Annotated in this window: 24 protein-coding genes; 5 read left to right on the forward strand and 19 right to left on the reverse strand. The window is 67.0% G+C overall.

Annotated features, from left to right (window positions below):
- The first annotated feature begins 153 nt into the window (after positions 1–153).
- Positions 154–336 carry a hypothetical protein gene (locus tag AC1VNX_RS00670; RefSeq protein ID WP_483155014.1) on the forward strand — a complete coding sequence of 61 codons (183 nt, stop codon included), beginning with the start codon at positions 154–156 and terminating at the stop codon, positions 334–336.
- Between the two features lie 102 nt (positions 337–438).
- On the opposite strand, the gene AC1VNX_RS00675 is transcribed toward AC1VNX_RS00670, so the two are convergent.
- The gene (locus AC1VNX_RS00675; protein WP_483155015.1) at positions 439–867 is read right to left on the reverse strand and encodes an RcnB family protein; all 429 of its coding nucleotides are present in this window, start codon (positions 865–867) and stop codon (positions 439–441) included.
- A 127-nt stretch (positions 868–994) separates the two neighbouring features.
- A complete protein-coding gene (locus AC1VNX_RS00680; protein WP_483155016.1) occupies positions 995–1588 on the reverse strand; it encodes a dihydrofolate reductase family protein in 594 nt (197 codons plus the stop codon).
- A gap of 142 nt (positions 1589–1730) precedes the next feature.
- On the opposite strand from AC1VNX_RS00680, the gene AC1VNX_RS00685 reads away from it, so the two are divergent.
- Positions 1731–2153: a winged helix-turn-helix transcriptional regulator gene (locus tag AC1VNX_RS00685; protein WP_483155017.1), complete on the forward strand. Its 423-nt coding sequence runs from the start codon at positions 1731–1733 to the stop codon at positions 2151–2153.
- Positions 2154–2320: 167 nt separating this feature from the next.
- Positions 2321–2575, forward strand: a complete 255-nt coding sequence (locus AC1VNX_RS00690; protein WP_483155018.1) for a hypothetical protein — start codon at positions 2321–2323, stop codon at positions 2573–2575.
- Positions 2576–2579: 4 nt separating this feature from the next.
- On the opposite strand, the gene AC1VNX_RS00695 is transcribed toward AC1VNX_RS00690, so the two are convergent.
- The 6 genes from AC1VNX_RS00695 to AC1VNX_RS00720 are packed head-to-tail and all read right to left on the reverse strand — an operon-like array spanning position 2580 to position 8816.
- Positions 2580–3464, reverse strand: coding sequence for a VOC family protein (locus tag AC1VNX_RS00695; protein WP_483155019.1), 885 nt, complete (start codon positions 3462–3464; stop codon positions 2580–2582).
- Positions 3465–3501: 37 nt separating this feature from the next.
- Entirely contained in the window at positions 3502–4353 is an 852-nt protein-coding gene (locus tag AC1VNX_RS00700; protein ID WP_483155020.1) for an ABC transporter ATP-binding protein, read from the reverse strand.
- Positions 4350–5210, reverse strand: a complete 861-nt coding sequence (locus tag AC1VNX_RS00705) for an ABC transporter ATP-binding protein (RefSeq protein ID WP_483155021.1) — start codon at positions 5208–5210, stop codon at positions 4350–4352. The genes AC1VNX_RS00700 and AC1VNX_RS00705 overlap by 4 nt, the downstream gene beginning before the upstream one ends.
- The gene (locus AC1VNX_RS00710) at positions 5194–5763 is read right to left on the reverse strand and encodes an OsmC family protein (protein WP_483155022.1); all 570 of its coding nucleotides are present in this window, start codon (positions 5761–5763) and stop codon (positions 5194–5196) included. The genes AC1VNX_RS00705 and AC1VNX_RS00710 overlap by 17 nt, the downstream gene beginning before the upstream one ends.
- 14 nt (positions 5764–5777) lie before the next feature.
- Positions 5778–7607, reverse strand: a complete 1830-nt coding sequence (locus AC1VNX_RS00715; RefSeq protein WP_483155023.1) for an ABC transporter permease — start codon at positions 7605–7607, stop codon at positions 5778–5780.
- 24 nt (positions 7608–7631) lie between these two features.
- Entirely contained in the window at positions 7632–8816 is a 1185-nt protein-coding gene (locus tag AC1VNX_RS00720) for an ABC transporter substrate-binding protein (RefSeq protein WP_483161852.1), read from the reverse strand.
- Between the two features lie 165 nt (positions 8817–8981).
- On the opposite strand from AC1VNX_RS00720, the gene AC1VNX_RS00725 reads away from it, so the two are divergent.
- Positions 8982–9620, forward strand: coding sequence for a GDSL-type esterase/lipase family protein (locus AC1VNX_RS00725; RefSeq protein WP_483155024.1), 639 nt, complete (start codon positions 8982–8984; stop codon positions 9618–9620).
- Here AC1VNX_RS00725 and AC1VNX_RS00730 read toward each other — a convergent pair.
- The 4 genes from AC1VNX_RS00730 to AC1VNX_RS00745 form a co-directional block, all read right to left on the reverse strand.
- The gene (locus AC1VNX_RS00730) at positions 9598–10125 is read right to left on the reverse strand and encodes a class IV adenylate cyclase (protein ID WP_483155025.1); all 528 of its coding nucleotides are present in this window, start codon (positions 10123–10125) and stop codon (positions 9598–9600) included. The two genes, AC1VNX_RS00725 and AC1VNX_RS00730, sit on opposite strands and share 23 nt — an antisense overlap.
- Before the next feature lie 110 nt (positions 10126–10235).
- On the reverse strand, positions 10236–10604 hold the full coding sequence (locus AC1VNX_RS00735) for a hypothetical protein (RefSeq protein ID WP_483155026.1): 369 nt from the start codon (positions 10602–10604) through the stop codon (positions 10236–10238).
- The gene (locus tag AC1VNX_RS00740) at positions 10601–11191 is read right to left on the reverse strand and encodes a cob(I)yrinic acid a,c-diamide adenosyltransferase (protein WP_483155027.1); all 591 of its coding nucleotides are present in this window, start codon (positions 11189–11191) and stop codon (positions 10601–10603) included. Before AC1VNX_RS00740 ends, AC1VNX_RS00735 begins: the two co-directional genes overlap by 4 nt.
- Before the next feature lie 20 nt (positions 11192–11211).
- Positions 11212–11718 (reverse strand): DinB family protein, encoded by a 507-nt coding sequence (locus AC1VNX_RS00745; RefSeq protein WP_483155028.1) that lies wholly within the window; start codon positions 11716–11718, stop codon positions 11212–11214.
- Positions 11719–11789: 71 nt separating this feature from the next.
- Between AC1VNX_RS00745 and AC1VNX_RS00750 the strand changes: the two genes are divergently transcribed.
- Complete coding sequence (locus AC1VNX_RS00750; protein ID WP_483155029.1) at positions 11790–13214, forward strand: FAD-binding oxidoreductase; 1425 nt, start codon at positions 11790–11792, stop codon at positions 13212–13214.
- 82 nt (positions 13215–13296) lie between these two features.
- On the opposite strand, the gene AC1VNX_RS00755 is transcribed toward AC1VNX_RS00750, so the two are convergent.
- The 7 genes from AC1VNX_RS00755 to mnmG form a co-directional block, all read right to left on the reverse strand.
- Entirely contained in the window at positions 13297–14193 is an 897-nt protein-coding gene (locus tag AC1VNX_RS00755) for a CsgG/HfaB family protein (protein WP_483155030.1), read from the reverse strand.
- Between the two features lie 118 nt (positions 14194–14311).
- On the reverse strand, positions 14312–15277 hold the full coding sequence (locus tag AC1VNX_RS00760; protein WP_483155031.1) for a ParB/RepB/Spo0J family partition protein: 966 nt from the start codon (positions 15275–15277) through the stop codon (positions 14312–14314).
- On the reverse strand, positions 15277–15822 hold the full coding sequence (locus AC1VNX_RS00765; RefSeq protein WP_483155032.1) for an RBBP9/YdeN family alpha/beta hydrolase: 546 nt from the start codon (positions 15820–15822) through the stop codon (positions 15277–15279). The genes AC1VNX_RS00760 and AC1VNX_RS00765 overlap by 1 nt, the downstream gene beginning before the upstream one ends.
- Positions 15823–15874: 52 nt before the next feature.
- Entirely contained in the window at positions 15875–16795 is a 921-nt protein-coding gene (locus tag AC1VNX_RS00770) for a ParA family protein (RefSeq protein WP_093195771.1), read from the reverse strand.
- 22 nt (positions 16796–16817) lie between these two features.
- A complete protein-coding gene (locus AC1VNX_RS00775; protein WP_483155033.1) occupies positions 16818–17432 on the reverse strand; it encodes a LysE family transporter in 615 nt (204 codons plus the stop codon).
- Between the two features lie 126 nt (positions 17433–17558).
- A complete protein-coding gene (rsmG, locus tag AC1VNX_RS00780) occupies positions 17559–18212 on the reverse strand; it encodes a 16S rRNA (guanine(527)-N(7))-methyltransferase RsmG (RefSeq protein WP_483155034.1) in 654 nt (217 codons plus the stop codon).
- Entirely contained in the window at positions 18209–20152 is a 1944-nt protein-coding gene (mnmG, locus tag AC1VNX_RS00785) for a tRNA uridine-5-carboxymethylaminomethyl(34) synthesis enzyme MnmG (protein ID WP_301504636.1), read from the reverse strand. The genes rsmG and mnmG overlap by 4 nt, the downstream gene beginning before the upstream one ends.
- Positions 20153–20329 lie beyond the last annotated feature (177 nt).

Raw genomic sequence — 20329 nt, forward strand, 5'->3', positions numbered from 1 at the left:
AAGTCTGAAGCTTCACACAGGCGGCGTACATTCGGGTTAATTCCCTCGCTTCCTGGAAATGGATCAGCAATGGCTTCGTCGACCTCGCAGCAGCAGCAACAGCAAACTAGGGCCTCCCAGAAGGCGGCCGATGCAGCGGAGCGGCGAGAACGCTTGAGACGCAACCTGCCCGCCACGGTGGAACTGCTGCAGAGCCGCCAGGCCGACCGCATCGACGACGCCGACATCGATGCGTATGTGAGCCTCAACTGGCTCGAGTGGCACGGTGGTGGCCTGCGCCTGACCATCACCGGGCGCAACGTCTGCGCCCAGTCGGTGCCCACGGCGCTGGTCTGAAGACCGACTCCGGCGTTCGCTCCTCTTTCAATCCCTCAAAAGAAAAACCGCCACGGTTGCCCGTGGCGGTTTTGTGTTGCCTGGTCGGCTGGCGGTACGCGCTTACTGGCCGGCGATGATGTTCGCGATCACGCCGGTGGCAATGGCCGCGAGGACGAAGTCGCCGCCCACGCCCACCCACTGATAGCCACGGGGCGGCTGCTGGAGCCTGTAGGCGCGCCAGTCCTGCACCACGTAGTTGCGGCCGCGGTACTCCTGCGGCACGCGGCCACCGCGGCGCCATTCCGTATGCGGCTGCGGGAAGCCACGGCGGTCGAACTGGCGGCCATCGCGGAAGTCCTGGTTGCCGCGGTAGTAGTCGCCATGCGGGCCGCGGCGATCGAAATTGCGGTCGCGATGCTCGTAGCGGCCATCGCCGGGGCGGCCGTTGTTGTTGTCGAAGCGGCGATCCTGCGCAAAGGCACTCCCTGCGGCCATGCACATCGCGAGTGCCGCGGCGCCCACGGCCATGATCTTCGAGTTGGTTTTCATCCGGAACTCCTTCATGCGTTGATGACGAGTCCATTGTGTGCCACGCATGTGTCCGATTCGGCCGCTTCAGGTCGCGGTCAGGTGAAATCAGGTAAGCACCGGTATCCGCGCGGCGCCTTGTCCTGCATCAGGCCGGCACGTAGCGGTTGACCACCATCCCGCTCTCGTAGGCCGTCGAGCGCAGCAGCCGCAGTTTGTGGCCCTTGCGCTTGTCGTGGAACACCGAGCGTCCCGCGCCCACGGCCATCGGGTTCACGAAGAACTGGAACTCGTCGACCAGTCCCGCCGTCACCAGCGCCGACGCGAAGCCCACGCCGCCAATCGTGATGATGTCCTTGCCCGGCTCGCGCTTGAGCGCATTCACCTCTTCGGCCATGTCGCCGCGCGCGATGACGGTGCGCTCCCATCGCGAGGAAGCGAGCTTGTCGGTGAGCACGACCTTGCGGGCATCGACGATCCTCTGCGCGAAGGCGTAGTGCGGGTTCGCGGGAAAGTTCTTCGCCGCGCGGCCCCAGTGGTCGAGGTAGCCCTCTTGCGCGATGAGCCGGCTCAGCAGGATGGTGTCGATGCCTTCGAAGACGGCGTTGAAGTCGCGCTTCAAATCTTCGTCCCAGCCCCAGCGATCGCCCCAGCCCCAGAGCTGCCAGTCGAGGCCGCCATTGGCCGGCGATACGTAGCCGTCGACCGACATCTGCATTTGCAGGATGAGCTTTCTGGTCATGCGCATTCCTCTCGAATCGTTGCCGGAAAGCTGCAGCAGCAGCCGGCGATAGTTGAAGAACTGATTGCCAAATGCAAGCGGTTGCAGTGTTGATCAACCGATATCAAAATGCAAGTAGTTTTTGAAAGAGATCGGAAAGACCATGGCCTCCAGCGAAAAGTCGGCATGCCCGATCAACCTCGCGCTCGAAGTCTTCGGCGACCGGTGGAGCCTGCTGATCGTTCGCGACATGATGTTCGCGGGCAAGCGCCACTTCCGCGAGTTCCTGCAGTCGGAGGAAGGCATCTCCTCCAACATCCTCACGGAGCGCCTGAACAAGCTGGTCGAGTACGGCGTGCTCTCGAGGGCGGACGACCCCAGCCACAAGCAGAAGGCCATCTACAGCCTCACGCCGATGGGCATCGACCTGCTGCCGGTGGTCACGCAGATCGGCATCTGGGGCCGCAAGTACCGGCCGGCGACCGAGGAGAGCGCAGCGCCCTCCGTAGCCCTCGAGAAGGGCGGCGCCGCGCTGCAGAAGAAGATGCAGGCCGGGCTGCGCAAGGCGCACCTGAGCAGGCACTAGAAGGTCAATACAGCCCGCTTGCGAAGGCCGCATCGGGCTTCGGCAGCGAGGGCAGACCCAGGACCGTCTTCAACGACGCAGCCACCACGGTGATGACCGCTGCCCCCTAGCACGCCCCAGAGCACTGAAGGCGCCGGCGCGGTCAGCCGCATGGAGCCCACACCCAATTGCCAGAAACCCGCGGGGCTCATCGCATCGTGCGCGAAGATGAAGAACAGGATGTGGACGCCAAGCCGTGCCCCAACCAACGTGCGCGGAATGGCCAGCAGCAGAGCCAGCGCGAACAGGCCCGCAGGCAGGCCGAAGCCGGCGGCATGCTGAAGCCGGCCGGTGCCGAATGGGCGTTCGACGGCTACCGCCATTGCGACGGGCACGACCCCGAGGGCGACGTGTTCCAGTTGCGCGAGCGCGCCGCGAGCTGAAGGATCAGCCGCCGACCGCGCTGTTGGCCTGGTAGGCGCGCGAGTCGCTGCCGTGCTTCGCGTGGCGATCCAGCGGCGGCAGGTCGAGCTCGATCAATGCGCCGTGCGCCTTCGCAAGATCGAAGGTGCCTGTGGCTTGCGGCCTGTCGGTGTGCAGCACGAGCGCATAGGGCCCTTCGCCGCGCGCAGCGAGGCGTTGGTCCAGGCTGCTGCCGCTGCCGTTCTCCCTCGGAGAGGAAAGCACCAGCACGCTCTGCCCTAGTGCGATGACGGCCACGCGAACATTGCTTCCGGGCACAGCCACGGGCTCGCCGATGTGGGTGTCGGCATCGTCGGAAACGCTGCTGCCGAGCAAGGCGCGGTAGCGCGCCAGCGTGGCATCGAGATCGCGTACCGCGACGGCCAGGCTCGCCACACCGAGCACGCCGTTGGCATGCACCCGCACATCGCCCTCGGGCACGCGCAAGGCGCGCGGCGTCAGGTCGCCGCACAGGAAAGGCAGGTCGGCGGAAGTCGCGCGTGCCGTCTGCCAGCGCAGGCGCTCGCCATCGGGCCGCACGCGGCCACCGTCGAGCGGGCCTTCCAGCGCAAGGCCGCGTGCCTTCGCATCGGCCACGGTGGTGGCGGTGTCGCGCGGCAGCAATGCGAAGTCGACGATGCCTTCACCGTGCTTCTGCAGCAGCTGCCACCAGCGCTCCGTGGGCGAAGGCTCGCGCCATGCGATCAGCTCCAGGTAGCTGCCGTCGCCGAACACCACTAGCGCGTTGTGCGTGGCTCGGCCCGGATGGTCGCCGCCGCGCAGCACGTGGAAGCCGAGCGCGCCGTAGTCGGCGATGGTGCGTTCGAGGTCGTGCACCGCGATCACGATGTGGTCGAGTTTCAAGGACATTCTTGTGTTCTCCCGTCGATGGATATGCCTGTGTGCGTCATGAAGCCGTGCGCGCCGCGCCGTCGCCGCCGAGATAGGCGTCGCGGATGCGCGCATCGGCCAGCAGCTCGCGCGCCGGGCCCGAGAGCACGATGCGCCCCGTCTGCAGCACATAGCCGTGGTGCGCGATCTGCAGCGCCAGGCTCGCGTTCTGTTCGACCATGAACACCGACACGCCCTGCGCGTTGATGCGCGCGATGAGCTCCAGCACCTTGTCGACGTACAGCGGTGACAGGCCCATGGTCGGCTCGTCCATGCAGATGAGCTGCGGCCGGCCCATGAGCGCACGCGCCATCGCCACCATCTGCTGCTCGCCGCCCGAGAGCGTGCCGGCCTGGAACTCGATGCGCTGCGCCACGCGCGGGAACAGCTCCAGCATGCGCTCCAGGTCCTGCGCCACGGCTTTGCGGTCGCCGCGCGCATAGGCGCCCATCAGCAGGTTCTCTCGCACCGTCATCGCGGGGAACAGACGGCGCGCCTCGGGCACGGAGCCTATGCCCTTGCGCACGATCTGCGGCGTGCTCAGGCCCAGCGTCGATTCGCCGTTGAAGAGCACCTCGCCGGAGCGCGGCTTGAGCAGGCCCAGCACGATCTTCATGGTGGTCGACTTGCCGCTCGCGTTGCCGCCGAGCAGGCTGACGATCTGGCCCTTGCGCACTTCGATATCGAGATCGAAGTGGGCCTGCACGGGGCCGTAGAAGCTGTTGATCTTGCGCAGCTGCAGCAGCGGTTGCTCATGCTGCGGCTCATGGAAAGCAGGTGCCGCGCTGCGTTCGGGCGGCCCCTCATCCCGCCCTTCTCCCCAGAGGGGCGAGGGAGCGAGGCCTGTGCGGGCGACGGTGGCGATCATGCGGGCACCGCTTCTTCTTCGTTCGGTGCTTCCGCCGAGCCTACTTGGCGATGACCGAGGTACGCCTCGATCACCGCCGGGTCGTTGCGCACCTCGTCCGGCAGCCCCTCGGCGATCTTGCGGCCGTCGTCGAGCACGGCCACGCGGTCCGACAGCTGCATCACCAGGTCGAGCTTGTGCTCGATCAGCAGGATGGTCTGGCCGCGTGCCTTCAGGCCCCGGATGATCTCCAGCATCTCCGCCGTCTCGCTCTCGTTCATGCCGGCGGTGGGTTCGTCCAGCAGCAAGAGACGCGGCCTGAGCGCGAGCGCCCGCGCGATCTCCACGCGGCGGCGGTTGGCGTACGAGAGGCTGTAGGCCGGGTGGTCGATACGCGGCGCCAGGCGCTGGCCGAAGAGCGCGATGATCTCGCGCGCCTCCTCGCGCAGCGCCTCTTCTTCACGCCGCACCGCGCCGGGCTGCACCAGCGCGAGCGCCAGCTCGGCGATCGCACCCAGCCCCGGCACGCCGCCCAGGCGCGGTTTCACGGCGCGCAGCCGCGTGTGCGCGCCGACCAGCACGTTGTCGAGCACGGAGAGATTCGCGAACACGCGCCCGTGCTGGAAGGTGCGCGCCAGCCCGCGCTGCGCGAGCTGCTGCGCAGGCAGGCCGGTGATGTCCTGCCCGTCGAACAGCACCTGCCCTTCGTCGGGCTTGTCGAGACCGGTCACGAGGTTGAAGAGCGTAGTCTTGCCCGCGCCGTTCGGCCCGATCACGCTCAGCAGCTCGCCCTCGCCCATACGCAGGTCGACGGCGTCGACGGCCGTGAGCCCGCCGAAGCGGCGCACCAGGCCGCGTACCTCAAGCAGCGACGGCATCGACAGCTTTCTCCGCCACCCGCGCCTTCGAGTCGACGTGCTTCACCTCGGCGCGGATGTTCTGCGGATTGCGCAGCAGGTTGAGGATGGGGCAGTTGCGCTCCACCGCCTCGAACAGCGCATCGATCTCCTCGCGGCTCGCGGGCGAATCGATGTGCACTGTGTAGCCGATCTCGTGCGGCCAGATGGGCGTCTTCTCGTGGCCCGGCTTGCCCCCGCGCGGATCGATGACGCCCGTCACCTCCACCTCGAGGCTTTCGAGCGGCACCTGCCGCTCTGCCGCCTGGATCAGGAAGATGTGCGTCACGCAGGTGCCGAGCACGCCCAGCTGCAGCTCGGGCGAGCTGGGGCCGAGGTTGTAGCCCGCGAAGTCCGGCGGGCTGTCGCTGATGACCTGGTGCTCGCGGATGCGCAGCCGGCGCACGCCGCTGCGGCCCTCGGCCTTCACGCTGGCCCTCAGTTGCACGGGTTGCGCCGTGCCCGCTTCGACGGCAGCGTTGCGCGCCAGCACGGCGCTGCGTTTCTCGGCGAGGTATTCGTTGAGATGGCTCATGGTGATGTGTTCTTTCAGACAGTGCCCAGCAGGCCTTGAGGGCGGAATCGGATGAGGAGAAGCAGCGCGACGCCGTAGATCAGCATCCGGTACTCGGCCGTCACGCGGAACAGCTCCGGCAGGCTCACGAGCGCCACCGCCCCCAGCAGAGCGCCGCTGATGTTCCCGAGGCCGCCGAGGATCACCATCGTCAGCGCGAGGATCGAGATCTGCGAGCCGAAGGTCTCGTGGTTGATGTACGAGTACATGTGCGCTGTGAAGGCGCCGCTCACGCCGGCCGCGAAGCCGCCGAAGCCGAAGGCCAGCGCCTTGTAGCGGTCGGGGCTCACGCCGTAGGCGCGCGCGGCCACCTCGTCCTCGCGCACGGCGCGGAAAGTACGGCCCAGGTGCGAGCGCAGCAGGCGCCACTGCAGCAGCGCCAGAAGAACCATCGCGCCAAAGGAGGCCCAGTAGATGGCCTCGTTCGACGAGGCATCGCGCCCGAACAGCGACAACGGCGGAATGCCCGACACGCCGATGGGCCCGTGCGTGAGGCTCTCCCAGTTGAGGATGGTGAGCGCCACGATCTCGCCGATGCCCAGCGTGGCGATCGACACGTAGTGGCCGCGCAGCCTGAAGGCCGGGAAGATCAGCGCCGTGCCGATCAGCGAAGTGAGGACGCCCGCGAGCACGATGCCCGTGCCCACCGGCAGGCGCAGGTCGAGCACCAGCAGCGACGACGCGTACGCACCGATGGCCAGCAGTCCCGCATGACCCAGCGAGATCTGCCCGATGGTGCCCGCCACCAGCGTGAGGCTCAGCGCGAGTGCGCCGTAGAGCCATGCGTTGGTGAGCGTCTGCAGCAGGTACGGCGACGGATCGAACAGCGGCAGCGCCACCGCCGCGGCGAAGAGCGCGAGCAGCAGGCTGCGTGGCACGTGCCACGGCTTGCTCGGTGCGATGAAGGTGCCCGTGAGCGGCTCGGGCGGCAGTGCGCGCTTGCGTCCGAACAGCCCGTTGGGCTTCCACAGCAGGATCACGAGCAGCAGCGCGAACGCAAAGAGATTGCGGTACGGCGTGCCGAGAACAGCCACGCCGTAGCTCTCGATCAGCCCCAGCAACAGGCTGCCCGCGATGGCGCCAGGCACGTTGCCCACGCCGCCGACCACGGTGGCCACCACGCCCTTGAGCGTGGCCTGGAAGCTCATCGCCGGGCTGATGTTGTTGTAGTACATGCCCACCAGCAGGCCCGAGAGCCCACCGAGCGCGGCGGCGATGGCGAACACGGCCTGGTTCACCCGGTCGACGTCCACGCCCATCTGCTGCGCCGCGTCGCGGTCTTGTGCGGTGGCGCGCACGGCCCAGCCAAGCTTCGTGAAACGCAGGAAGCCGAACAGCACAGCCGCGCTCGCGAGGCCGATGCCGGCGATGAGGATGTCGAGCGCGCCGATGGTGCCGGTGCCGATCTGCAGGCGCCAGTCGGGCAGCTGCGTGGGCAGCGAGCGCGGGTCGGGGCTGAACACCAGCTGCACCAGGATGTCGAGCACGAAGCTGATGCCGATGGTGGCCAGCAACGGCGCGATGCGCGCCGCGCCCTGCAGCGGGCGCAGGCCCACGCGCTCGATCAGCATGCCGAGCGCCCCCGAGCCGATCACCACCAGCGCGATGGTCACGGGCAGCGGCGTGTGCAGGTACGTGATCGACGCCCAGCCGATGTACGCACCCACGGTGTACACCGAGCCGTGCGCGAAGTTGATGAGGTGCGAGACGCCGAAGATCAGCGCGAGCCCCACCGCCAGCAGCGCATAGATGTTGCCGATGATCAGGCCGTTGACGGTGTAGTCGAAGAAGGAAGTGAAGCTCATCGGCGCGAACGGATTGCCTGCCTCTTACTTGGCCGCAGCCACGGCCGCCTTCTCGTCCAGCTGCGCCCACCTGCCGTCCTTCACGACGAGGTTGACGCTCTTCACGCCGATGATGCGGCGCGTCTGCGCGTCGAAGCTGGCCTTGCCGAAGATCACGCTGGGCACGTCCTTGATCTTGTAGAAGGCGTCGCGCACGGCCTTGCGGTCGGCACCGGGGCCTGCCTGCCGCAGTGCGGCGGCGGCGTACACCACCGCGTCGTAGGCGTAGGCGTTGAAGGCGTCGGGCTCCTTGCCGTACTTCGCGCGGAAGCTCTTCACGAAGTCCTGCACCTCGGTGCGCGGCTCTTCGGGGTAGAAGGCGGTGTTGGTGTAGATGCCGTTCACGGCTGCGCCGCCAAGCTCGATGAACTTCGGCGAATACACCGAGCCCACGGCGGCGATGGGCTGCTTCAGCCCCACGCTGCGCACCTGGCCCGCGATGAGCGCGCCGTCGGGGTAGTAGGAGATGAGCACCAACCCGTCGGGGTTGGCGTCGCGCACGCGCACCAGTGTCGAGCGGAAGTCCTTCTCGTCGGGCTGGTAGCCCTCGGCGATGGCGACCTGCGCGCCGCGCTCCTGCGCGGCCTTCACGAGCACGTCCTTGCTGGTGCGGCCCCAGTCGGTGTTCAGATACAGCACGGCGATACGCTTGAAGCCCAGCGTCTTCACCGCGAGCTCGGCCAGCAGGGGCTGCGCGTCGGCCTGGCTGATGGAGGGGCTCCAGATGTAGTCGCCGCCCTTGGTGAAGTCGGGATGCGAGTTGGTGAAGCCCAGCTGCACGAGGCCTGCTCGCTGGTAGATGGGCGAGGCGGCCATCGAGGCGGGGCTGGAGAAATCACCCAGCTCGATGAGCACGCGCTTGTCGTTCACCAGCTTCTGCGCGATGGCCACCGACTGGCGCGGATCGCTCTGGCTGTCCTCGAAGTTGTAGGCCAGCGGACGGCCGTGGATGCCGCCCTGCGCGTTGATGTGCTCCAGCGCGAGGTCGAAGCCGGCCTTCCATTGCGCGCCGTATTGCGCGTTCTGGCCGGTGACGGGCCCGCTCACGCCGAACCACACCGGTTCGCCGGTGGCGGGTGCGGCCAGTGCGGCGAAAGGCGTGGCCAGCAGGGCCATGGAGAGTGCGGCCACATGACGCAGGAAGCGGTGGCGGTTCATGAGCAGCGGCATGGTGTCGTTCGGGTCCGGTGATGGATGCAGAGGTGCGAGGGAGCCAGTCATTCTTCGCCTGCGCCCCACGCCGGGGAACGAACAAAAACGGGGAGGCTTATGCGCTTTCCGAGCAAAGGGACAAGCGCCCGCGCGCCTTCGGGCTGCGTTTAAGCTGCGCGCCACATGAAGCGACGACACCTCCTCCATCTGCTGGCGGGCATACCCGCGGCGACCCTCCTGGCGGCCTGCGGCAAGCGCAAGGCATCGGCCACGGCGTTGAAGTCCGGTGCCCACGTGCTGGCCCTGGGCGACAGCCTGACCTTCGGCTACGGCGCATCGCCCGAGGCCTCATGGCCGGTGAAGCTGGGCGAACTCACGGGCTGGCAGGTCGAGAACGCGGGCGTCAACGGCGACACCTCCGCGGGCGCGCTGCAGCGCCTGCCGGGGCTGCTGAACGGCGCGAGCTATGACGCGATCCTGATCGGCATCGGCGGCAACGACATGCTGCGCGGCGTGTCGGCCGCGGCCACGCGGGACAACCTCGTGGAACTGATCACCCAGGCGCGTGCGCACACGCCCTATGTCGCCGTGCTGGCGACACCCTCGCCCGACGCGATGCGCGCGGTGGTGGGTTCGCTCAGCGATGCGCCGTTCTACGAAGAGGTGGCGAAGGCGCAGCAGGCACTGCTGGTGGCGAACGTGTATTCGAGCGTGCTGTCGGATTCGTCGCTGCGCTCCGACCGCATCCATGCGAATGCGCGAGGCTACGAGAAGGTCGCGCAGCTCCTCGCGGAGCAGTTCAAGTCCGCTGGCTGGCGTTGAGCAGGTCGACGTAGGCGCCCTGCACCAGCTGGTCCGCACCCACGCCCAGGCGCGCCATGAGCGCATGCGCCTCGGCGATGCCTGCATCGGCGGACTCGCCCTCCTCCAGCACCACTTCGAGTTCGAGGAACTCGCCGAGCCCTTCCACGCGATCGAGGTGGATGCGTATGCGGCCCGCGAGGAACAGCCGGCGCTGCTTGCGCACGCGGCCCGCCTGGCCCCATGCGAGCGTGAGCGATTCGCGCAGCACGTCGGGCGTGGTGCTGGGCGTGATCAGGTAGAACGATTCCTTCGGACCGCTGCTGTTGGCGCGGCGATAGAAGATCAGCTCCGCGCGGTCGGGCGCGAAGGTGCGCAGCTTGAGGCGGTCGGCGCTGTCGGTGCAGCGGAAGAAGGTGTCGTCCTGGGCGATTTCGATGGGGCCCTTGTCGGCCAGGGTTGCAGCGATGCCTGCCACGCGGTCCACGCTGTCTATGCGGGCCTTGATCTCGATGTTTCTTGCCATTCAGGTTCTCCCCCAGGCTTCGCGCACTTCGTGTCGCCTCGCCAACCCCCTTCCGGGGGCAACACCGGTGGCCCGGCAAAGCCGGTTCCACGGTGTTCCTGGATTGACGGTCAAGGCGCGTTGCCCTGCGGCCCAACGGACGGCGGTGCCGCGCGACCGCTCGAGCCCGGCGAGAGCTTGCGACCGAAGGCCTCGCCCACCCTGCGCACAGGCCGGCTGGCCTTCTCGGACACGTTGTTGACGCCGCGCCGCGTGGCGGCATCCGCGTGGTCGATACCGCGGCCGGCGGCATTGGTGCCGCGCTGCACGCTGCCCACGACCTTGCCGCTGCGCGAGGGCGACTTGAGCGTGTGGGCGCGTTGCGCCTTCGGTGGGTTGTCGGCGCTCTGGGCCTGCGCGGCACCAGCCGGCAGCCAGAGGGCCACCGCCATCGACACGACGAGTGCCGGGTGAAGGATGGTGTTCTTCGACGGTTTCATGGGGTCTCCTTGTTGTCTGCCTCGGCCGCAGCCGCGCGTGCCATGCGCTCGCTCTTCCAGTACACGTCGTCGCCGCCGTTCATGCGGTTGAGCACGCGCGCGAGCACGAAGAGCAGGTCGCTGAGCCGGTTGAGGTATTGGCGCAGCGCGTCGTTGAGCTGTTCGATGGCACCCAGCGCCACCACCGCGCGCTCGGCCCTGCGCGCCACGGTGCGGCACACATGCGCGAGCGAGGCCGCGCGCGTGCCCGCGGGCAGGATGAATTCGGCCAGGCGTGGCAGCGCGGCGTTGTGCTCGGCCAGTGCGTTGTCCAGCTGCAGCAGCGCCTCGGCCTTCAGCAGCGTGAAACCGGGCATCGACAGCTCGCCGCCGAGGTTGAAGAGCTGGTGCTGCACGTCGACCAGAAGCTCGCGCACGGGCTCGGGCATGGGCTCGCACAGCAGCACGCCGATGTTCGAGTTGAGTTCGTCCACGTCGCCCATCGCGTGCACGCGCAGGTTGTCTTTCGACACGCGCGTGTTGTCGCCGAGGCCGGTGGTGCCGTCGTCGCCGGTGCGGGTGGCGATCTGGGAAAGCCGGTTGCCCATGGAGGCTCCTTCCGTTCTTTTCAGTGCCGCTCGACGACGGTGGACGCGTCGATCTTGCCAGCCAGCCATTGCAGGCCCGCGAGATGCTGCTGGTCGTGGCTGCAGAGGTAGTGGATGAGGCTGCGCATGGTGAGCGGGCCGTAGCCCTCGAACACGGCTGTGCGCGCGAGCTGCGCGTCGCTCAGGCTGGAGATGATCTCCATCGTCTGAATGCGCGCCACGCGGAAATCGGCCAGCACCTGTGCCGCATCGGCCGCGCCGTAGTTGCGCTCGATGGCCAGCGGCTCGCTGTCGATGGATGCGAGCGTCGGATGCGATTCGGCCAGCGTGCGCCTGAAGCGCACGTGGTAGCCCTCGATCTCGATGTCGCGCACATGGCAGAGCTGCTCGATGGCGGTGAAGGCCTCGCTGGGCACGCCCTCCCAAGAGGGCGGCGCCCAGTGCCTGAAGGCGAAGGGAATGGCCGCGTAGTGGGCCTCCAGCTGCGAAGGAAAGGCCGCAAGGGCGCTGAGTGTGGTGGGGTTCATGTTTTTCCGAAGCGCATTATGGTGCTCGCTCCGTAGAATGACCGATCACCCCCACCGCCAGGAGACAGCCGATGAACGCCCCGACCCACACCTCGCACCTGATGCCGGAGCTTCATCTGCGCGACGTGCCCGACAGCCTGATCGAGGCGCTGAAGGCACGCTTCGGCGCCAACTGTTCCACGGCGATGGCGGTGCGCACGCAGCACGGCCGCGACGAGTCTTCCTTCGACGCACCGCCCCCCTCCGCCGTGGTGTTCGCCGAGAACACGCAGGATGTTGCAGACGCGGTGAAGCTCGCGAGCGAGCACAGCGTGCCGGTCATTCCCTTTGGCGTGGGCTCCTCGCTCGAAGGCCACCTGCTGGCGGTGCAGGGCGGCATCAGCATCGACGTGTCGCGCATGAACAAGGTGCTGTCGGTCAATGCCGACGACCTCACGGTGACGGTGCAGCCCGGGGTCACGCGCAAGCAGCTCAATGAAGAGATCAAGAGCACGGGCCTGTTCTTCCCTATCGACCCCGGCGCCGATGCCTCCATCGGCGGCATGGCGGCCACACGCGCCAGCGGCACGAACGCGGTGCGCTACGGCACGATGCGCGAGAACGTGCTGGCGCTCGAAGTGGTGACGGCCGCGGGCGAGATCATCCGCACCGGCACGCGCGCGAAGAAATCGTCGGCCGGCTATGACCTCACGCGCCTCATGGTGGGCAGCGAGGGCACGCTGGGCGTGGTCACCGAGATCACGCTGCGCATCTATCCGCTGCCCGAGGCGGTGTCCGCCGCGATCTGCTCGTTCCCGAGCATCGAGGCCGCCGTGCGCACCACCATCGAGACCATCCAGCTCGGCGTGCCGATCGCGCGCGTAGAGCTGATCGACGTGAACACGGTGCGCATGGTGAACGCCTACGCCAAGCTGAATCTGCGCGAAGAGCCGATGCTGCTGATGGAGTTCCACGGCTCGCCCGCCGGCGTGAAGGAACAAGCCGAGACGGTGCAGGAACTCGCGAGCGGCCATGGCGGCAACGCCTTCGAGTGGGCCAGCACGCCGGAAGAACGCACGCGCCTGTGGACGGCGCGGCACAACAGCTACTTCGCGGCGGTGCAGTCGCGTCCGGGCTGCCGCGTGATCTCCACCGACACCTGCGTGCCGATCTCGCGCCTGGCCGATTGCCTGCTCGATTCGGTGGCCGAGGCCGATGCCAGCGGCATCCCCTACTTCCTCGTCGGCCACGTGGGCGACGGCAATTTCCACTTCGGCTACCTGCTCGATCCGAACATCCCGGAGGAGCGCGTGAAGGCCGAGGAGCTGAACCACGCGCTGGTGAGCCGCGCGCTGGCGCTCGAAGGCACCTGCACCGGCGAGCACGGCGTGGGGCTGCACAAGATGGAGTTCCTGGTCAACGAGGCGGGCGCGGGCGCGATCGACATGATGCGCACGATCAAGCGCGCGCTCGATCCGAAGAACATCATGAATCCAGGGAAGATCTTCAGCCTCTGATCCAGTTCAGGAACCCAATGGAAAAGCCCGGGGCTCTCGCGAGCCGCCGGGCTTTTTTTGACTTGACGGGGTTCCCGTGCGATCAGTTGGTGCGGCGGCGTGCCGGAGCCTTCTCCGCCGGCACGTAGGTCTGCGACGGCGCAGCGCCGCCGTCCACGCCCAGCCGGCCGCCGCCGCCGAGGCCCTGGCCGCGCACGGTCTGCGCCTTGTAGTTGCGCAGCGACCGAACCATCTGGTTGAAGGCGTCCATGAAGGCGGCGGCAATCACCTTGCCTTGGGCCGTGTTGGTGTAGCCGCCGAGGCCACCACCAGCGCTGCGGCCGGCCAGCGCACCGAAGGCGCCGAAGTCGGTCTTGGAGGCGCTGCCTTCCGAGGCGGCAACCTGCACGCCGGAGCGGTTGTCGATCAGGGTCAGCAGTGCGCTGGCTTCCTTGGTCTGCATGTTGCCGCCGATGGCCGCGAGAGCACGGCCACGGCCGCCACCCACCAGGCCGCCGAGCGCACCGCCGATGCCGCCGGCATCGCTGTTGCTGAACACGATCTCGGGCGAGAGGCCGTAGTCGGAGGCCACCATCTGGCCGCGGCCGAAGTTGCTGCCGCCGCGCATCTCGCCCGACTGCTGCAGTGCGCGTTCGCGCGTCATGGCGTTCATGCCGGCCGCGCCGCGCTCGACCACGATGAAGCAGTTCGATTGCTGCACCAGCAGTCGCAGCAGGTTGGCGGTGGGAGGCAGGCGGTATTCGCCGGTGAGGATGGTGTACCAGCCTGCGCTCTGGTTCTCGATGAGGGAGACGGTGCCGAGCGGCGATTCGCAGCGCTCGAGCTGGCTGCTGGCGTTGTCGGTGGCGCCGCCTGCCGCGCTGCCGGTGGCCATGGTCTTGGCCGACTGGCTGCCCATTTGCATGTCGGTCGTGGCACAACCGGTGAGAAGAAGTGCGCCGGCGGCGATGGCCGCTAGCGGAAACCTGGTGAGCTGCATGGTGGACTACTCCCTCTGTTTGTTCAGAGAACTGGGGTTGGAAAAACCAGCGGTCGAGGATACGCGCAAAGGATTGCAGGAATCAATCAAACGAACGCCAGCCCCCGCGTTCACAACACTAGGCCGTTCGGCGGATGCGCTCGATCAATCCGTTCAGTGCTTCGATGGAGCCGAAGTGGATCGCGAGCTCGCCGCTTTCCTCGACGCGGCCACCGCGCTTGCTGCGCTTCTTGATGCGCACCTCGACTTCGGCGGTGAGCAGGTCAGCCAATTCCTCTTCCACCCGCAGCAGGTCGCGCGACTTCTCGCCGTCGTTGCTGCGGCGCGAAGGCGTGAGCGTGAACTCGGCCGCCAGCTTCTTCACCAGCGACTCGGCCTCGCGCACCGACATCTTCCTGGCGGCGATCTGGTTGGCCGCAGTGATCTGCGTGCCGCGGTCCAGCGACAGCAGAGCGCGCGCATGGCCCATGTCGATGTCGCCGGCCATCAGCATCTGCTGTGCGGGCTCGGCCAGGTTCAGCAGGCGCAGCAGGTTGCTCGCAGCGCTGCGCGAGCGGCCGACGGACTGTGCGGCCTGCTCGTGAGTGAGCCCAAACTCGGTCACCAGACGTTGCAGGCCTTGGGCTTCTTCGAGCGGGTTGAGATCCTCGCGCTGGATGTTCTCGATGAGCGACATCGCCGCGGCGGCTTCGTTGGGCACATCGCGCACCAGCACCGGCACGCTGTCGAGGCCGGCGAGCTTCGCGGCACGGAAGCGCCGTTCGCCCGCGATGATTTCGTATTCGGCGTTCTTGGCCGCAGCCGATTCGGGATCGAGCCGCCGCACCAGGATCGGCTGCATGATGCCCTGCACCTTGATGCTCTCGGCCAGCTCGTAGAGAGCTCCCTCGTCCATGCGCGTGCGCGGCTGGTAGACGCCGGCGACCATCTGGTCGAGCATCAGCGTGCTGGGGTTCCTCTGGGCGCCGCCCTCTTCCGCATCCGCCGCGCCGCCGCTGCCGTTGTTGTCGGCGGAAGGAGCAGCCGTCGGGCCCAGCAGCGCTTCGAGGCCACGGCCCAGTCCCTTGGGTTTCTTGGTCGCCATCAGTTCTTTTCTTTCGAGATTTCGTTCAGGAGTTTCCGGCCCTCGGGCCAGTCGCCCAGGCCCGATTCGGCGTTCAGGTGACCGCCCGCGCCGGCGTCGACGAAGCGCGCGCCCCAGTCGGCGGCAAGCTGCCGCGAGCGCGAGGCTTCGCAATAAGGATCGTCATCGGCGGCGATCAGCACCGCCGGGAACGGCAGCGGCTTGCGCACGATGGGCGCCCAGCCGGGAATCAGCTGGCGCAGGCTGTCGCTCTCCACGTCTCCGGGCGCAACCAGCAGCGCGCCACGCACCTTGTGCGTGTTGCGCGAATGCGCGGCCCAGGCGGCGACGAGGATGCAGCCGAGGCTGTGCGCCGCGAAGACCACCTGACGGGGCGATGCCAACACTTCTTCTTCCAGCCGCGCGGACCAGTCGCCGCGCAGCGGGCGCATCCACTCATGCTGCTCGACACGGTGATCGCCATGGACGGATTCCCAGCGGGTCTGCCAATGGCCGGGGCCGCTGTTCTGCCAACCGGGCAGCAGCAGGATGCGAGGCTCTGTCATTTGCTACTGATTTGATAGCGACTTGCGGAAACTTGCAGGATGCAAGCTGCCCTCAGGCGTTGTTTTCACTGGTCGAGTCGGCAGCCGGCGCGGCGGCAGGCGCCATGACGTCGTCGGGGATGGGCAGGTCGGGCGTGATGCGCGCGACCGGCGCGATCGGAGGAGCCACCGCGCCCGACGCAAAGGCGCTCGCGGGCGGCATCTTGTCGACCAGCTCCTGGGCGAAGGCGATGAAGGCCTGGCTGCCACGCGCAGCCGGGTCGAACACCACGCCGGGCAGCCCGTAGCTTGGTGCCTCGGCCAGCCGCACATTGCGCGGGATGACGGTGTCGAACACCTTGTCGCCGAAATGGGACTTGAGCTGCTCGCTCACCTGCTGCTGCAGCGTGATGCGCGGGTCGAACATCACGCGCAGCAGGCCGATGATCTGCAGGTTCTTGTTGAGGTTGGCGTGCACCTGCTTGATGGTGTTGACCAGGTCGGTCAGCCCTTCGAGCGCGAAGTACTCGCACTGCATCGGCACGATCACGCCATGGGCGGCGCACAGGCCGTTCAGCGTCAGCAGGCTCAGGCTGGGCGGGCAGTCGATCAGCACGAAGTCGTACTCGGCGCCAACGGCTGCCAGCGCGGTACGCAGGCGCTTTTCGCGGCGGTCGAGCGCGACCATTTCCACTTCGGCACCCGCCAGCTCGCGGTTGGCACCCAGCACGTCGTAGCCGCAACCGCCTTCCACCAGCTTGTCGGCCTTGACCCGCGCTTCGGCCACCGAGGCCGATTCGAGCAGCACGTCATACACCGTGAGTTCCAGCTCTCGCTTGTCGATGCCCGAACCCATGGTGGCATTGCCCTGCGGGTCGAGGTCGATCATCAGCACGCGCTGGCCTACCTTCGCCAGACCGGCGGCGAGATTGACGGTGGTGGTGGTCTTGCCGACGCCGCCCTTCTGATTGGCAATGCAGAAAATCTTGGCCATGTGAGTACCGGGGGTCGATCGATCAGCGCGAGATTGCGAGCTTGACGCCGAAGGCGATCAGGAAGCTGCCAGCAAGCTTTTCGAGCGTGGTGGAAATGCGGGGATTCGCGCGAATGCGCTCGGCCAGGAAGTGCGTGAGCAGCGTCGAGGTCAGGCCGTACAGGAAAGTCAGCGCGGCGATGGTCACAGCCATCGCGCCGAAAGTGATCAGGCCCTGATGCCGGGCCGGGTCCACGAACAGCGGGAAGAAGGCCATGTAGAACACGATCGCCTTCGGGTTCAGCAGCGTGATGGTGAACGCCTGGCGCATGAAGTGGCTGGGCTTGATGTTGAGGATGGGTGCCGAGCCAGGCTTGGCCATCAGCATCTTGATGCCCATCCAGGCCAGATAGGCTGCGCCCAGCCACTGCACCGCCTTGAAGGCGGCCGGGTAAGCCGCCATCACGGCCGACACGCCCGCCACCGCAGCCCACAGCAGGAACTGGTCGCCGATGATCACGCCGGCCGTCGCGGCCAGTCCGCCACGAATACCGCCCTTGCTGGTCGACGTGATCAGCGCCAGATTGCCCGGACCGGGAATCAGAAGGAACAGGATGATGGCGGCGACGAATGCGCCGTAGTCAGCGATGCCGAACATGGGTTTGCCTCGAAAAAGCGAGCCGGGAAAGAGACCCGAGGGGAGGCATCGAGTCTAAGCGAGCACACTGCCGCGAAGATCGTTCGGACACCGGCTTTTACCGGTGTCGCGCCCTCTTTTTGTGAATCAGGCGCCGGTTTCGGCGGCAGCCTTGCGAGCCCAGACGATGCAGCGCTCGGCATCCAGGCCCGGGACCGTCAGTTGTTCCACGTGAAACACAGACACGCCCTTGGGCACGACGGCCAGTTCGTCAGCCGGAACCTTGCCCTTCATGGCCAGCCAGACGCCGCCCGGTGCGAGCAGATTCATCGAGCCGTTGAAGAAATCCGGCAGCGAAGCGAAGGCACGGGAGCTGATGACCTCATAGCTGCCGGCCAAGGACTCGACCCGGGCATGAAGCCCACGAAGGTTCGGCAGCTCCAGTTCGGCTGCAACCTGTTGGACGAATGCCGCCTTTTTGGCGACAGCATCAAGGCAGCTCACCTCGAGATCGGGTCGCATGATGGCGATCACCACACCGGGCAGACCGCCGCCGGAACCCACGTCCAGCAGCTTGCCCTTCCCTGCCCACTCGCGTTGAAGCGGAGCGATTGCCGCCAGGCTGTCGAGCAGATGATGCGTCAGCACGCTGGCCGGATCGCGCAGTGCCGTGAGGTTGTAGACCTTGTTCCACTTGAGCATCAGCGTGCCGTAGGCCAGCAGCCGCTCGGCCTGCAAATCGGACAGCGCCACACCCATGGTGGCCGCGCCTGCGCGCAGCGTATCGATCGGCGCCGTCATTCGGCAGCGGCTTCCGTGGCAGCATCGCGGGCGAAAGCCTTGTGGCCGCCCTTTCGCAGATGGATCATCAGCAGGGAAATGGCGGCCGGCGTCACGCCGGAGATACGCGAAGCCAGGCCCAGTGTTTCGGGCCGATGCTTGCTCAGCTTCTGACGAACTTCGAAGCTCAGCGCCTTGACCTGGCTGTAGTCGAAATCGGCGGGCAGCTTCAGGTTCTCGAAGTGCGCGGCGCGTTCCACTTCGTCGTGCTGACGCTCGATATAGCCGGAATATTTGGCCGAGATCTCGATCTGTTCGATCTCGGTTTCGCTCAGCGGAGCCTGGGCGCTGTACTTGCCACCGTCCAGCGTCATCAGCGTCTCATAGCTCACGTCGGGCCGGCGCAGCAGATCGGCGAGGTTGTACTCGTGGTCGATAGCCTTGCCCAGTACCCGCTCCGACTCCGAAGCCGGCAGGTTGCGCGGGTTCACCCAGATCGACTTGAGCCGCTCTGTTTCACGTGAAACAGCATCGCGCTTTCGGCTGAAAGCATCCCAGCGCTCGTCATCAACGAGGCCCAACTTCCGACCGGTTTCGGTCAGGCGCATGTCGGCGTTGTCCTCGCGCAGCTGCAGCCGGAACTCGGCGCGGCTGGTGAACATGCGGTACGGCTCGGTCACGCCCTTGGTGATCAGGTCGTCGACCAGCACGCCCAGATAGGCTTCGTCGCGGCGCGGCAGCCAGGCATCTTCACCACGGCATTGCAGCGCGGCGTTGATGCCGGCGAACAGCCCTTGGGCCGCGGCCTCTTCGTAGCCGGTGGTGCCATTGATCTGCCCGGCAAAGAACAGCCCCTTGACCGAACGCGTCTCGAAGCTGCTCTTGAGCTCGCGCGGATCGAAGTAGTCGTACTCGATGGCATAGCCCGGCCGCAGGATGTGCGCGTTCTCCAGCCCAGGCATCGAGCGAACGAGCTGGTACTGGATGTCGAACGGAAGACTGGTCGAGATCCCGTTCGGGTAGTACTCGTTGGTCGTCAGGCCTTCGGGTTCCAGGAAGATCTGGTGGCTTTCCTTGTCGGCAAAGCGGTTGATCTTGTCTTCCACGCTCGGGCAGTAGCGCGGCCCGACGCCATCGATCTTGCCGGTGAACATCGGGCTGCGGTCGAAGCCCGAGCGGATGATCTCGTGCGTGCGCGCATTCGTATGGGTGATCCAGCAAGGCATCTGCTGCGGATGCATGTCCGCGCGGCCCATGAAGCTGAACACCGGCATCGGCCCTGCCCCACCGGGCATGCCGTCGCCCGGCTGCTCGGTGCACTTCGAGAAATCGATGCTGCGGCCATCGAGCCGCGGCGGCGTGCCGGTCTTGAGCCGGCCTTGCGGCAGCTTCAGTTCCTTGAGCCGCGCCGACAGGCTGACGGCCGGCGGATCGCCCGCGCGCCCGGCCTGGTAGTTGTCGAGCCCGACGTGGATGCGCCCGTCGAGAAAAGTCCCTGCCGTCAGCACCACGGTCCGCGCACGGAAAGCAATGCCCACCTGCGTGACGGCGCCGACCACGCGATCGCCCTCCACCATCAGGTCGTCGACCGCTTGCTGGAACAGGCTCAGGTTCGGCTGGTTCTCCAGCCGATGACGGATGGCCGCCTTGTACAGAACCCGGTCCGCCTGCGCGCGCGTGGCGCGCACGGCCGGACCCTTGCTCGAATTGAGAATGCGGAACTGGATGCCGGCCTCGTCCGTCGCGATCGCCATCGCGCCGCCAAGCGCATCGACCTCCTTCACCAGGTGGCCCTTGCCGATGCCGCCGATCGAAGGGTTGCAGCTCATCTGCCCCAGCGTCTCGATGTTGTGGGAGAGCAGCAGCGTCTTGGCGCCCATGCGCGCGGCGGCGAGCGCGGCTTCGGTGCCGGCATGGCCACCGCCGACGACGATCACGTCGAATTCTTCGGGGTACAGCATTTGAAAAATGGGGAGCGCACAACAGACGCGTGCGCGGCGCAAAAAGGGGCACCAATTTTAATCGGCCATGCCGATCTGCGCCCCTTGTGTGGACAAGCTAGAGGGCCATGCCAAATTGCCCGTCAGCGCCCACAGTGTCGCGATAGTTTGCTATGTTTTTAATAGCAAACAAGCTGC

This window comes from Variovorax sp. TLI9-5A (assembly GCF_056867935.1).